This window comes from Uliginosibacterium sp. 31-16 (genome assembly GCF_030730865.1).
Taxonomy (GTDB): Bacteria; Pseudomonadota; Gammaproteobacteria; order Burkholderiales; family Rhodocyclaceae; genus Uliginosibacterium.
The window spans coordinates 305,404-318,750 of sequence record NZ_JAVALZ010000002.1 but is presented as its reverse complement, the minus strand read 5'-3'; the positions used below and the strand labels follow the sequence as shown (position 1 = coordinate 318,750).

The window sequence follows — 13,347 nt, the reverse complement described above, 5'->3', positions numbered from 1 at the left end:
TTAAAAAGGCCGGAGAGCCGCATGCTGCGGGCTTCTCCGGCCTTTGTGCGTGCCCAGCAAGGCTCTGTGCGGCTTTCCGGCAGGGCCTTGTTGCGAGGCTTACTCCTTGCGGATCTTGGGCAGGATCAGGTTCAGCAGGATGGCGACCACGCCGCACAGACTGACGCCCTGCAGCACGAAACTGCCGAGTTCGATGTTCAAGCTCAGCGTGCTTTGCAGCCATTGTGCGACCGACTGCAGGTTGATATCGACCACGAAACCGCCGATGCCCAGCACCAGTACGGTCGAGACAATCACCAGATTGCGCGGCTGTTCCAGATCGGTACGGTCGCTGACCAGCGTCTTCAGGCCGATGGCGGCGATCGAGCCGAACAGCAGGATCATGATGCCGCCCATCACGGGGGTCGGGATCGATTGCAGCACGGCGTTGAACTTGCCGACGAAAGCCATGGCCACGGCAAAGACGGCCGCCCAGGTCATGATGACCGGATTGAAGTTGCGGGTCAGGGTCAGGGCGCCGGTCACTTCGGCGTAGGTGGTGATCGGGGGGCCGCCGACCATGCCTGCAAAGAGTACGCCGAGGCCGTCGCCGGCCAAGGTGCGGTGCAGACCCGGCTGGGCGGTGTAGTCCTTGCCGGTGAGGCCGCCGACGGCAATCACGTTGCCGACGTGCTCGATGGCCGGGGCAAGTGCGACTGGCAGCATGAACAGGATTGCGGAAATGTTGAACTCTGGGGCCACGAAGTTCGGCATGGCGAACCAGGGCGCAGCAGCGACCTTGCTGAAATCAATGTAACCCAGCACGGCGGCAAGGATATAACCGACGCCCACACCGATCAGGATCGGGATCAGCTTGAGGAAGCGGTGCGCGAAGATCGATACGATCACCGTGGTGGCAAGCGAAACAGAGGCAAGCAGCAGCGAGGGGCCGTAGCCGATGGTGGTGCCGGCCTTGCCCATGGCCATGTTTACGGCCACGCCTGCGAGCGACAGGCCGATCACCATGATGATCGGGCCGATGACCACCGGCGGCATGAATTTGTGCACGATTTCCACGCCATGGCGGGCAATGACCCCGGCGAAGACGAAATACATCACGCTGACACAGGCCAGCGCGCCCATGGTGGCGGGCAGGCCCCAGTGCGAGGTGGCATAGATGATCGGGGCGATGAAGGCGAAACTGGAGCCGAGAAAGATCGGCACCTGACGTTTGGTGACCAGCTGGAACAGCAGGGTGCCGACACCGGCACCGAGCAATGCCATGCTCGGGTTCAACCCGGTGAGCAGCGGCACCAGCACCAGCGCGCCGAAGGCGACGAACAGGATTTGTGCGCCGGAGATGGCCTGGCGCCAGACGGGGCCGGACGAATTGCCGGCCTGGATGGGAACTTCGTGCATGTACATACTCCCCGAGAGCGGCATGATGTGCCGCGATGTTGAACTGAAGACGGTATGATCCTGCCGGGGAAGGTGACGACGCGCTGCCTGGCCGGCAGTCTTCGGACGAACGGCAGTTTATTGGAAAACAAGGGGTCTGAGGACAAAATAATTAGGCTCGAGCGTGAAATGCTTGGCCTTCCGACCCGAGTGTGCGCACCTATAACCTTCGTACTAGCCTACAATTTGTGTAAGAAAAAATATTACATGGGTGGAGACAAGGTTTGATGGCGATTACCGGCGATCAGCGTTTGCTCAAACGCATCAATCGCATGGCGCTGGTCCGGCTGGTTCGCAGCCAGCCCGGACTGTCACGCGCTGAACTTTCAATAGAAACCGGATTGACCAAGTCTACGGTCAGTCTGCTGGTCCAGGAGCTCATCGACGACGGCTGGTTGCGCGAGGACACGGTGCTGGTCACCGGCGCGATCGGGCGACGTCCCACGCCCTTGCGCCTGGATGGGCGGCGCCTGGCGATGATTGGCGCCGAACTCGGTGTGGACCATCTGTGCGTGACCAGCATGAGTCTGGACGGCGAAGTGCTTGAGTGCGTGCGCGCCGGTTTCTCGCGTCAGGCGGCTCCTGAAAAGGTGCTGCAACAACTGGCAGAGTTGATTGTTACGCAAGTGGCCAATCTGACGAGCGCCCGTCGCGAGTTGCTGGGGGTTGGCGTCGGGGTGCCCGGTGCTGTGCTCGAAGCCAGTGGCGTGATGGCTGTGGCGCCGAATCTGGGCTGGCGCAACGTGCCGGTGCGCGAAGCACTGGGCATGGCTCTGGAGGCGCTGGGCGCTCCCGGGATTGCGCTGTTCGTGCAGAACGATGCCGACGTGGCGGCGCTTGGCGAGGTCGAATTTGCCTCTGTCCCGATCGGGGATCCCTTGCTTTATCTGAGCATCGGCGTGGGGGTCGGCTCGGGGGTGGTGGTTGGTGGGCGCTTGCTGCTGGGCGGGCGTGGTTTTGCCGGCGAAGTCGGCCATATCCAGTTGCAGGCGAATGGTCCACGCTGCTCCTGCGGTCGCTCAGGCTGCGCCGAGGCATTCATTGGTCTGCAGGCCATGGCTAATGGTCTGGGCTGCAGTATCGAAGAACTGGAAGCGCGGACACGTGCAGGGGATCCGGCAACCCTGGCTGGGCTGGCAACGGCGGGAGAGCGTCTTGGTGTGCTGTTGCATAACCTGTGGGCGACCCTTGATCCGGCGCTGATCGTGCTGGGCGGGGAAAGCTGTCGTCTGGGCAGCGCGCTCATGGGACCGGCTCGCCAGACCTTTGCGGCGCTGGCGCAGACGGCCAATCTGGACATTCCGCCGATTACCGAATCGCGCTTCGGCGAGCTGGCAATTCCTGCCGGCGGTGCGGCGCTGGTGTTGCACAAGCTCTTGCTGCCGATCTAAGGGCGTGTTCGCAATAGGCGAGGGAATGCCACCACCCCTGGGATCCGCTTCCACAGGGCTTCTTCAGATGGCATGACCGGAGAGGCCGGCCGCGTAAGCCTCTTCGGCATGCCTGCCTTCAGTGCAAGGCGGGGGGCGGCTCTTCAGGAGGGCGGGCGCTGGTGTGGAGCATCGTGACCTCGTGACCGAGCAGGGTCACGTAGCCGGGCTGACGGTCGTCGCCGCTGAAGCTGTATTCAAACGCAAAGCTGCGTTGCAGGCGCATGCGCCCATCCTCCCCGCGCAGCAGGCGCAGGCCGCTCTGTGCCACGGTATCGTCGAGAAATTGCAGGCCTTCGGCGGCACAGGCTTCGCGCGCGGCCGCTACGCCGACTTCACGTGCCTTCAGGCCATCCTGCCAGTACCAGGCCAGAAGGGCCAGCAGGATCAAGGCCAGCAGACTTTCCATCATCCCGTTTCTCCCGTTGTCTGATGTTGAAAGGCACGCACGCCGAGCAATACGCCTGTAATCAGCAGCAGGATGCCTGCAGCCACCGGCAGTGTTGGCAGACTGCCGCGCCACAGGAAGGCGTAGCTCAGTGCAGCAAGGGTTTCAAACACGATCATCTGCCCGACCAGTGCCGTGGGCAGCAGGCGGCTGGCCCGGTTCCACAGCAGGGTGCCCAGCCAGGAGGCGAGCAGACCGATCGCCAGCATCAGCCCGGTGTAGACGAGCGGTCGTGGTCCCAGCGGAAATGCAAAACCTGCCTCGCCGGCAAACCAAAGCCCGGCGCCGGACATGCCGATCAAGGACAGCGGCAGGGTCGTCAGGCCTTGCGCGGTGGCCCAGGTGCTGGATGACAGGCCGGGATGCAGGCGCAGCCAGCGCGCGTTGCGCACCGGATACCAGGTCCAGCAGGCCAGTGCGGCAATCGCCAGAATGGCGCCCAGACCATAGTGTGCCGTGCCGTGCAGCTGAGCGAGCTCATGCTGGTTGACCAGAGCGATACCCAGCACAATGACCGCCAGCGAGGGCAGCAGGTGGCGCCAGGGCAGGGGATTGGCGTGGGTGTTGGAAACAATCGCGATCACCACCGGCAGGGTGCCGATGATCAGTGTGGGCAGGGCACCGCCGGCGAGCTGGATGGCGGCGGCGAGACTCAGGTAATACAGGATGTTGCCGATCAGGGAGAGTTCCAGTGCGGCCAGCCAGTCGCGCCGCTCCAGCAGGGCCAGACGACGGCGGTCGCGCCATGCCAGCGGCAGGCAGATCAGGCCAAAGGCCAGATAACGGCCGAAGGCCAGCATGGCAGGCGGATAGTCGGACAGGATCTGCGGGGCCACGAAGACCAGGCCCCAGACAACGCCGGCGCCCAGTGCACTGAGGACGCCCTGGAGAAGGGTTTGAAAAGGCATGCGGCAGTTTAGCCCGGATCTTTCTCTGGCCGGCCTTTTGCCTGGGGGCGGGTCAAAATTCTGCGCTTTCCCGCGGGGAGCGCGGGGGCGGGAAGCTGCCATGATGCAGGGTGTGGAATAGTTGGCAGCAATACAACGAAGGGGCTGGTCATTCGCTGGAAACGCAGTAGAGTGACGGCCGCATTCCGATTGTCTGGCGGTTGTACACCATGAGCGATTCCATTCCCTGCGGCACCAAACAGATCATTGACGGCGTCGAGCGCGTTTATTACTACGGCTACTGGATCAAGACCTACGAGGCTCCGGCGAGTACGCTGGAAGCCAAGAAGCGGCTGATCGAGGCGCTGACGCGACGCCTGTTCAATCACGTCGAACACGGCATCAACATTCCCGGGCGGCGTCTGGGTGAGGCACGTGCGGCCTACGATGAGGAGCTTGATCCGGAGCTGAAACGGGTCAAGGGCGCGATGCTCGCCGGGGCGCTGTTCAACCGGGCGACGGATATTTTCACCAAGCTGGTCGACCTGCAGGCGCTGGGGGTGGAAATCGCTTCGGACAATGCCCTGATGCGCGAGTGCGGGCGTTGCCTGCAGGAAGCGCTGACTCTGGGCAAGTCGGTCCTGCATCGCAGTGGTGACGAGGGGATTGACGAGCTGTGGGGCGAGCCTTTCAAGGCGTTCTCGATTCCTGTCGAGGCGTTCTACGAAAGCCGTTACAACAAGATTGCCCTGGCCATGCGCGACATCGACACGGTTGCCGATGCATTGGTGCGCACCTTTGAACACCATCCGATGTTTGATCGCGTGGCCGATCTGACCCGCGAATTTGCCCGTACCGCACACATCAAGAGCGAAGTGCTGCGTACCGATGCGGACATTTTCGATGTTTGGGCACGTTTCTCGGTGGCGGGCGAGCGCCTGCGCAACTACGTGCCGAACTTGCCGGAAAACCCCGATGAAGCCCAGATTCGCGAGGCTGAGCACGGGGTCCGCCTGATCCATCAGGCGCGCGGGTTGATTTCCGACGTTACCCGGGCCCGGGTGTCGATGCCCAAGAGCTGCGCCGAATTCGTCGAGCGCTGCGAAATTTTCAGCAAGACTTACGGACGCTGAATCGCCGGCGCTGAAGGCGTGTTCCGCAAAGCCGCCTCTGGCGCCACTCTGCGGGCATGCCTCGTGGAGATCCTTGCCTGACGCGGATCGGCGGCTGGCCTGGCTTGCGAGGCAGCATGCATGCGGGTGACAGGAGGCATGGCCTGCATCATGCCTCCGGCGTGACTGGCGAGGCGTCGCTCGTCTGGGCGCGCTGTTCACCCGGCAGCCTGACCGTGAAAACGGCCCCTCCATCCGGGTGATTGCTGGCCAGGATGCTGCCGCCGTGGTCAAGCATGATGCGCCGGCTGATGGTCAGACCCAGCCCGGTGCCGCCGACCGGCTGGCTCTGCGAGCTTTGCTCGAAGCTGTCGAAGATCCGTTCAAGTTCGGCTTGGGGAATTCCGGGACCTTCGTCACGCAGGGTGAAGCCGACCCAGGACGTGCCGTCGTCGGCCGTTTCGTGCAGGCCGGCAATGTGGATGCACCCCCCGGGCGGGCTGAAGCGGATGGCGTTTGACAGCAGGTTGATGATGACCTGGGTGATGCGTACGCGGTCATAGACGGCGGCAATGCGTGGCAGCTTGTCATTGATCTCGATGCTCAATCTCTTGGCGCTGAGCAGCGAGGAGACTTCGGTCGCTGCGGCCTGCAGGGTGTTCTGCAGGAAGTGGCGAGCCTTGTCGTAGCGCATCTTGTCCGCTTCCATGCGCGACATGTCGAGCAGGTCATTGAGCAGGGTCAGCAGGCGCTTGCCCGAGTTCTGGATGCGCTCGAAATAGCGGGCCAGATCGGCCTCCTGTGGCACCTGGGTCTTCTGCAAGCCCATCTCGGAGAAAGACAGGATGGCGTGCATCGGCGTGCGCAGCTCATGCGACATGTTGGTCAGGAAAATGCTCTTGGCGTGGTTGGCGGTTTCCGCGGCATCCTTGGCTTCGACAAGCGAGCGTTCAATTTCTTTCTGGTAGGCGATGTCCGTGAGAAAGGCGAAAGTGTGCTCGATTTCGCCACGCTCGCCATGGATGACACCATGGCTGACCAGGAAGGGATGTTTCTGGCCGTCATGTACCGGCAGTTCAACTTCGAGTTGGGCGGGCTGTTCCTGGCGGCCCGGCTGTTTCGGAAAAATCTGGCTGGCGAGGGGCTCGCTCCAGATGGTTTCGGGCGTCTGCCCGAGCATGGTGATGCGGCTGATTCCGAGCTGGCGGCACAGGGCCTGATTGACGTCGACAAAGCGACGCTGATGATCGATCAGGGCAAAACCATCGGTGGTGGTGTCGAGCACCGAGCGCTTGAGCTGTTCGGACTGGCGCAGGGCCAAGGCCGCAGCGCGCTGGGCGCTGACATCCTCGATGATGAAGATCACGCCGCGTTCGGGTTCATCCGGCTGCACGGCACGGGCGAAAAGCATCGCCCAGAACAGCGAGCCGTCGCTGCGGCGCAATTCGGCTTCGCCACGATAGGTGCCACCCAGTGAAATGCGGCTCTGGATGGCGCTGCGCACCGTGCTATGGCTGGCGGCTGAGGCATGGATCAGGCTTTCGGGCAGGCCGCTGATGCTGTTCATGCTGTAGCCGAACAGGGCTTCGAATGCCGGATTGACCAGCTGCATGTGGTCGTGCACGCTGAGCACGATGGCCAGCGGATTGGCGTCGAGCATGGTACGGATTTCGGCAGTGCGCTCGGCCACCAGATCCTGCAGGTGGTCGCGATGACGGCGCAGCTCCTGCTGGGCCGCGTGCCGTTCCGTGATGTCGCGCGCCGTAATGCACAGGTATTGACGTTGCTTGTCGGCAATCAGCGAAAGGGTCAGCTCCACCGGCACCAGTGCTCCGCTCTTGCGGCGCAGCACACTTTCCAGATTCAGGCGTTGCTGCGCCTGTAGTTCGGCGTGAAGTTTTTCCCAGCGCAGATCGCCATTACCGATCAGGTCGGCAAAGGCGAGGCCCAGCAACTCGGTGGGAGTGTGCTGGCTCAATTCGGCCAGGCGCCGGTTGGCGTAGCGCACACGACCATTCTGGTCACACCACAGGATCATGTCAGGGGATTCGTCGACTGCAAACTGGGTCAGATGCAGGCGCGATTCGGAATCCTCGACACGATGGATCTGCCGCAACAGCAGGAACAGCATGCTGGTCATTATCAGCAGCACCAGCGTGGCAGATGCGATGCGGACGCGGGTGTCCTGGGAGAATTTTGCGAGGACATGATCGCCGTCGGTGATGATGCGCACGACAATCGGCATGTCCGCGCTGGCCAGCTGGGCAATGAACTGCTTGCCACTTTCGCGGGGTTTGGGCAGGAACGCGGTGTTGCTGGCTTGCAGTCGCGCAAAACCATCCGGGTCGTTGTCCCGGAGGTTGGTGCCCAGCAAGGTGATGTCCAGCGGGTAGTTGAGCAGCAGGATGCCGTCGCTGCGCATCAACTGGATGCGGGTCCCGCGATCCAGATGCAGGGAGTCGTAGAAGTGCAGGAAGTAATCGGGCTCCACACCCGAAAGCATGACACCGCCGAAGCTGTTGTCAGGGGTGTTGATGCGTCGGGTGACCGGAATCAGCCACTTGTAATCCGTGCGGCTGATGATGGGCTCGCCAATGCGCAGGCGGATGTCGTTCCTGTTCTGGTGATAGGAGAAGTAGGTGCGGTCAGAGAGGTTGACCCGTCGGGTCGGATATTCGAGGCCATGTGCCTGCAGGATGCCTTTTGCATCCATGGCGATGATGGCGCGGATCTGTGGGGTCAGCTCGACCTTGCTCTTGAGGCGCTCGTGAGCCCAGTGTTCGTCCATGCGTTCGACACCACCGGCACGGCCAAAATCTTCCACCAGATTCTGCATGGCCTGTTCCACAGAGACCAGCGAACGGGTGGTGTGCTCTTCCAGCGAACGGGCCAGCGAGAGGGATTGGCGCTCTGCTTCCTGCAAGGTGTTGCGATAGTCCTGCAGGCTGAGCCAGGCGGTTGCCAGCAGCACCATGAGCAGCGTGAGGAAATAGAAAAACAGTACACCATGGCGCAGGCGACGCAGGAGCAGAGGTTTGCCGCCGGCTCTGACATGCTGGCCGGACAGATTCTTGATCCACAGCAGATTCATCATCGAATGGCTCAGGGCGCCAGCAGGGGCCGGGCAGTAGCAGGTTCTACGGAATTAAGGTGTTGACGACATCCGGGCGGGATTCGTCATGGTACTTGTGGGCAGAATCTGACAACAGGGGGCTTGGCGCCCCCTGTGCGGGATGATTTACTTTGCGTCAGCCACGCATTTTTTGACAAAACTGTTCTTGGCGGCGCCAGCCAGCTTCTTTTCTGCGGCCTGGGCTTCGCAGGCGCTGCTGGCTTCTGCAGATTTGCCATCGGCTTCACATTTTTTCAGGAAACTGGTCTTGGCCGCGCCGGCCAGTTTTTTCTCGGCAGCCTGGGCATCACAGCCGCTGGCGGCGGATTTGCTGTCGGCTTCGCACTTCTTCAGAAAACTGGTCTTGGCTGCTCCCGCCAGTTTCTTTTCGACGGCCTGTTCGTCGCAGGTGGCGGCGAAGGCTGCATTGGCGACAAACAGGGTGCTGAGGGCAACGATCATGGTCTTGCGCATGGATAACTCCCTTGAGTGCTGGTGCGAGGTTGAAAAGCCCGGACAACGGGCTGGACGGCAAGGTGATTCTAGCCTGTTCGCATGTCGGCTTGTCAGGCTGATTCGTGTTCCAGAGCAAAGCTGGCGCCAGGATCGGTTGCCAGTGTTTCGACCAGCCAGGGCATTGCGCTCTGAAGCGTTTGTGCCAGCGTCCAGGGCGGGTTGATGATGAACATGCCGCTGCCATGCATGCCGATGCCGTCTGGCGAGGGGTTGCGTACCGACAGGGATACGTGAAGCCAGTTGGCAACGCCAAGCGCCTTGAGCTTGTGTGGCAGTTGCTTTGATTCCGGTTTGGCCAGCATTGGATACCAGATCGCATACATGCCGGTAGGGAAGCGCAACAGCGAGTCCTTCAGTACCTGGATCAGCCGGGCGTAATCCTCACGCAGCTCGTAGGAGGGATCGATCAGCGTCAGGGCTCGTCGTGGAGGCGGTGGCAGCAGGGCTTTGAGGTGGGCAAAACCATCGTCGGCATACACCATGGCCTGTTTGCCGTGCTGGCCAAAATAGCTGTCGAGGGTGCGGAAATCGGTGCCATGCAATTCAAACAGGCGTAGTCGGTCCTGCTCGCGCAAAGCCCGTTGCGCCAGCCAGGGGGAGCCGGGATAGGCGCGCAGCGGGCCGTCGCCGTTGAGGGCACGGACCTCGGCGACATAGTCCGCAAAAATGGGGGGCAGATCCTGACGCTCCCACAGGCGACCGATGCCATCGCGGTATTCGCCAAGTTTCTCGGCGTGGATGGAGTCAAGCGCATAGATGCCGGCGCCGGCATGGGTGTCAATGACCCAGAATGCCTTGTCCTTCTGGCCCAGATAGCGCAGAAGCTGGACGAGGATGGCGTGCTTGAGAACGTCGGCATGATTGCCGGCGTGATAGGAGTGACGATAGCTGAGCATGGGGCGGGAGGTCTGCGGAATCCAGCCCGGATTGTAGGTGTTTCGTTGCCTATCGCGCGGAGATTTTGCCGTCTGCCCAGAGTTTGTCGAAGCGCTGACGCTCGCGGATGTAATGATTGCCGCACTCGACGATGATGCTCTGGTCGCTGGCGTTGTCGCATTTCTTCGGCTTCTTGTAGAAGCGTGTCCAGGCCTGATCGATGCGTTCCTGATCCAGGCGGGCAATTTCGGCCGCCTGGTCGCGGCTGGCGATGGCTTCCTGGAGTTTCTGCTCGCGACGCAAACGGTTCTGCTCGATCAGTTGTTTTTCGCGCTCCAGTCGCTCCTGGCGGGCCCATGCCACGGCGGGGTCTTCCTCCTGGGGGTCGGTGAGGGAAGAACTAGGCTGACTGGCCGCGACGCTTTGTGGTACAGGCGCGGTGACGACCGGGTGGGGCGGGAGCAGGCTGTCGGTGGCCATGCGTGCCAGCAACACGAGCAGCGCCCCCGCGGCGATGGCGACGACGATATGCAGGCTGCGAGAGGGGTGAGAAGTTTGATCTGCGTTGGCGTTCATGGAGAGCCCCAGAGGGTCGTATCAGCCGATGCGCAAGTCTAGCGCCCGCAAGAGAAGGGGATTCCGCCACTCGTCTGAACACCTTCACCTGCAGGCCAGGGTGTCGGCGCCAACTGTCTATCATGCGGGCATGAATAACTGGAGTTCGAGGGAGACAGTACATGCCAGCAACCCGTTTGCATCCGGCTGATCCGGGTCCGCTTGCGCCGCTGTGGGGACTGTCCTGGCAAGCTGCTGCCTGGCGGGCCTGTGGCGTATTTCTGCTGGGCTATGTGCTGCCGCGCCTGTATGCAGGGCATGCGGTGGCTGGCGTGCAGTGGCTGGCGACGATTCTGAGTTTCGGTCTGGCTGCACTGGCCGTGTTTCGTTATCAACAGGCGTACGATCCCGCGCAGGCTGGCGATGAAGAGCCGGTGGTGCTGCTCTCCGATGCTGCAGCAAGCCCATCGACGCTGGATGCAGTGGTCAGTGCGGCTGCGCCGCAATCAGCAAGCAAGCCGCGCAAATGGACTGTTGAGTTATTGCACGTGCTGGAGTGGCGGCGCATGGCTGATGTTTGCCTGGCGTTCTACCGGGAGCGTGGGCTGACTGGTGAGCTGGCCGGAGTGGGCGCAGATGGCAGCATGGAGGTGCGCCTCTATCAGGGCGCACGCACGCCGGATGATGAACAGGCGCCTTTTGCGCTGCTGCATTGCAAGGCTCGCGGTGAACAGGAAGTCGGTACTGAAGCAATCGAAGCCTTGCAGCGACGCATGGTGGAGTCGGGCGTGAGTCGCGCGTTCTTCATGGGAGCGTGGAGTTTTGATGAAGCGGCCCAGCGTGCCGCCAAATCAATGCAGATCACCCTGATTGATGACCGCATGTTCCTCTCGATGATCAACCGCCTGCCGCATGACGAAAGCCAGCGCTTGCTCAATCTGGCTGTGGAGGGGGACTACACCACGCCTTCCTGTCCGACCTGTGGCCTCAAGATGATTTCGCGGCAGAACGAGCAGGGGCGCTACTGGGGGTGCCGGGCCTTTCCGCGATGCAAGGCAACATTGGGCATGCAAAGCTGAGACCCGCCTGCAGCCTGCTTCTTCAGTAGGCATGGCCGGAGAGCGGCGTTGCGCCTTGTTCCTGCTGGGGTGTGATTGAAGAGGCCCGCTGCAAGCGGCTCTTCAGTCTGCCCCTATTTCATTCTCCAGTAGCGACTGGCCGGGCCGGATCACTGCACCACTCACTCCACGAGCCGGGGTACAGGGCCGCACCGGGCAGCCCGGCGATCTGCATGGCGAGCAGATTGTGGCAGGCCGTCACGCCGGAACCGCACTGGGCGATCACTTTGCTGGCCGGAGTGTCCTGCAGCACGGCTGCAAATTCGTGGCGCAGGACGTCTGCCGGCTTGAAGCGATTGTCGGCCTGCAGATTGTCGCGGAAGCAGCGATTGCGCGCACCAGGGATATGACCACCCACCGGGTCCATGGTCTCGTTTTCACCGCGGAAACGATCCGGCCCGCGTGCGTCGATGACCTGCCGTGCTTGCGTGTCCAGATTGGCGAGCACCTCGGCTGCGGAGGCGGTCGTGACCAGCGAGGCCTGCAGTTGCAGAGTGCCTGTCGGGCGAGCGCCGGGGGACGCCGCTTCCAGCGAGCCGCCGAGCGCTTGCCAAGCGGGCAGGCCGCCATCCAGCATGGCCACTGCTTCATGCCCCAGCCAGCGCAACATCCACCACAGACGCGCCGCAGTCATTCCGCCTTGTGCGTCATACACCACGACCTGGCTGGTGGCATTTACGCCAAGTTGCGCAAGCCGGGCGGCGAAGTCCGCGCGGTCCGGCAAGGGGTGGCGACCATTCCTGCCGGTTTTGGCTGCGGACAGATCTTCGTCCATGTGCAGGAACAATGCACCGGGAATGTGGCCTGCCGCATAGGCCAGACGGCCGGCGGCCAGATTGCCCAGATCGTGGCGGACGTCAAAGACGATCCAGTCCGGGTTGCCCAGATTTGCCTGCAGGGTTTCGGCGGAAACTAGCGTGGTGAAAGACATTCAGATCCCCATGTAACGACCGGGTTTGTGATTGACGGCGATCACCAGGTTCAACGCGACGGCACCCAGGATCGAGAGGGTGACGTGCCAGGGATCGACGACGAAAAAGGCGGCTAGCACGATGGCGCAGTCTGCGCCCATCTGGAATTTGCCGGCACTGATGCCATAACGTTCCTGCAGGAAGATGGCCAGCACGCCCAGCCCTCCCAGGCTGGCCTTGTGGCGGATCAGGATCAGCAGGCTGATGCCGGCCAGCAGACCGCCCATGATGGCGGCGAAAACCGGATGCAGCAGATCAAGCTGAATCAGCCGGGGCAGGAATTCACTGTAGAGCGAAAGCAGGGCGATGGCGGCAAAGGTCTTGAGTGTGAACAACCAGCCCAGCGAGCGGATCGCAAAGATGTAGAAGGGGAGATTGAGCAGGAAAAAAAGCAGACCAAAGCGCCAGCCCGAGAGGTAATGCAGCAGAAAGGCCAGACCGGCGCTGCCGCCAGTGAGCAAGCCGGCCTGACGGAAAAAGACCACGGCCAGCGCCATGAACAGCGGAGCGACCAGCAGGGCCTGGATGTCTTCGAAAACGGTATGGGCGATCGGCCCGGGAAGGGTGTCGGACATGGAAATGATCTGATTGCAGCAAGCCCGAAGTATCAGCCATTTGTTGCCAGGCGTACAATCCGCGCTCCTCAACCGCAGGCCGGGTGGCAGCATGGAAGACCGCATCAATCATCTGGAAGGCAAGCTGTGTTTTGCCGAAGATTTGCTGGATGAACTCAACCGTACGGTCTATCGCCAGCAAGCCCAGATCGACCAGTTGCAGGCACAGATCCGCTTGCTCTATCAGCAGATGCAGGGCAGCAGTGCAGGGAGCGCCGAGAAGCGTGATTTGCGTGAAGAAATTCCTCCTCACTACTGATTTCTGGAGATC

13 protein-coding genes are annotated in these 13,347 nt (G+C 62.0%); 4 read left to right on the top strand and 9 right to left on the bottom strand.

Annotated features, from left to right (window positions below; genetic code table 11):
- Positions 1–99 precede the first annotated feature (99 nt).
- Positions 100–1,398: a uracil-xanthine permease family protein gene (locus Q9Q94_RS09210; RefSeq protein ID WP_305979767.1), complete on the bottom strand. Its 1,299-nt coding sequence runs from the start codon at positions 1,396–1,398 to the stop codon at positions 100–102.
- Between the two features lie 266 nt (positions 1,399–1,664).
- On the opposite strand from Q9Q94_RS09210, the gene Q9Q94_RS09205 reads away from it, so the two are divergent.
- A complete protein-coding gene (locus tag Q9Q94_RS09205; protein WP_305980276.1) occupies positions 1,665–2,828 on the top strand; it encodes an ROK family transcriptional regulator in 1,164 nt (387 codons plus the stop codon).
- A 118-nt stretch (positions 2,829–2,946) separates the two neighbouring features.
- Here the strand turns inward: Q9Q94_RS09205 and Q9Q94_RS09200 are convergent, their stop codons facing one another.
- Both Q9Q94_RS09200 and Q9Q94_RS09195 read right to left on the bottom strand, forming a co-directional pair.
- Entirely contained in the window at positions 2,947–3,279 is a 333-nt protein-coding gene (locus Q9Q94_RS09200; protein WP_371929836.1) for a DUF3301 domain-containing protein, read from the bottom strand.
- Positions 3,276–4,223, bottom strand: coding sequence for a DMT family transporter (locus Q9Q94_RS09195; protein WP_305979766.1), 948 nt, complete (start codon positions 4,221–4,223; stop codon positions 3,276–3,278). The genes Q9Q94_RS09200 and Q9Q94_RS09195 overlap by 4 nt, the downstream gene beginning before the upstream one ends.
- 209 nt (positions 4,224–4,432) lie before the next feature.
- Here Q9Q94_RS09195 and Q9Q94_RS09190 point away from each other — a divergent pair, with 209 nt between their 5' ends.
- Complete coding sequence (locus Q9Q94_RS09190; RefSeq protein WP_305979765.1) at positions 4,433–5,335, top strand: hypothetical protein; 903 nt, start codon at positions 4,433–4,435, stop codon at positions 5,333–5,335.
- Positions 5,336–5,483: 148 nt separating this feature from the next.
- Here the strand turns inward: Q9Q94_RS09190 and Q9Q94_RS09185 are convergent, their stop codons facing one another.
- From Q9Q94_RS09185 to Q9Q94_RS09170, 4 genes are all read right to left on the bottom strand, one after another.
- Positions 5,484–8,408 carry a PAS domain S-box protein gene (locus Q9Q94_RS09185; protein ID WP_305979764.1) on the bottom strand — a complete coding sequence of 975 codons (2,925 nt, stop codon included), beginning with the start codon at positions 8,406–8,408 and terminating at the stop codon, positions 5,484–5,486.
- A 144-nt stretch (positions 8,409–8,552) separates the two neighbouring features.
- Complete coding sequence (locus Q9Q94_RS09180) at positions 8,553–8,900, bottom strand: hypothetical protein (protein WP_305979763.1); 348 nt, start codon at positions 8,898–8,900, stop codon at positions 8,553–8,555.
- A 92-nt stretch (positions 8,901–8,992) separates the two neighbouring features.
- Entirely contained in the window at positions 8,993–9,838 is an 846-nt protein-coding gene (locus tag Q9Q94_RS09175; protein WP_305979762.1) for a 23S rRNA (adenine(2030)-N(6))-methyltransferase RlmJ, read from the bottom strand.
- 49 nt (positions 9,839–9,887) lie between these two features.
- Entirely contained in the window at positions 9,888–10,394 is a 507-nt protein-coding gene (locus Q9Q94_RS09170) for a hypothetical protein (RefSeq protein WP_305979761.1), read from the bottom strand.
- Positions 10,395–10,555: 161 nt separating this feature from the next.
- Between Q9Q94_RS09170 and Q9Q94_RS09165 the strand changes: the two genes are divergently transcribed.
- Positions 10,556–11,452, top strand: a complete 897-nt coding sequence (locus tag Q9Q94_RS09165) for a restriction endonuclease (protein ID WP_305979760.1) — start codon at positions 10,556–10,558, stop codon at positions 11,450–11,452.
- Between the two features lie 118 nt (positions 11,453–11,570).
- On the opposite strand, the gene Q9Q94_RS09160 is transcribed toward Q9Q94_RS09165, so the two are convergent.
- Both Q9Q94_RS09160 and Q9Q94_RS09155 read right to left on the bottom strand, forming a co-directional pair.
- Positions 11,571–12,422 (bottom strand): sulfurtransferase, encoded by an 852-nt coding sequence (locus tag Q9Q94_RS09160; protein ID WP_305979759.1) that lies wholly within the window; start codon positions 12,420–12,422, stop codon positions 11,571–11,573.
- Positions 12,423–13,037 (bottom strand): YitT family protein, encoded by a 615-nt coding sequence (locus tag Q9Q94_RS09155; protein WP_305979758.1) that lies wholly within the window; start codon positions 13,035–13,037, stop codon positions 12,423–12,425.
- 91 nt (positions 13,038–13,128) lie between these two features.
- Here Q9Q94_RS09155 and Q9Q94_RS09150 point away from each other — a divergent pair, with 91 nt between their 5' ends.
- Positions 13,129–13,335 (top strand): SlyX family protein, encoded by a 207-nt coding sequence (locus Q9Q94_RS09150; protein WP_305979757.1) that lies wholly within the window; start codon positions 13,129–13,131, stop codon positions 13,333–13,335.
- Positions 13,336–13,347: the final 12 nt, after the last annotated feature.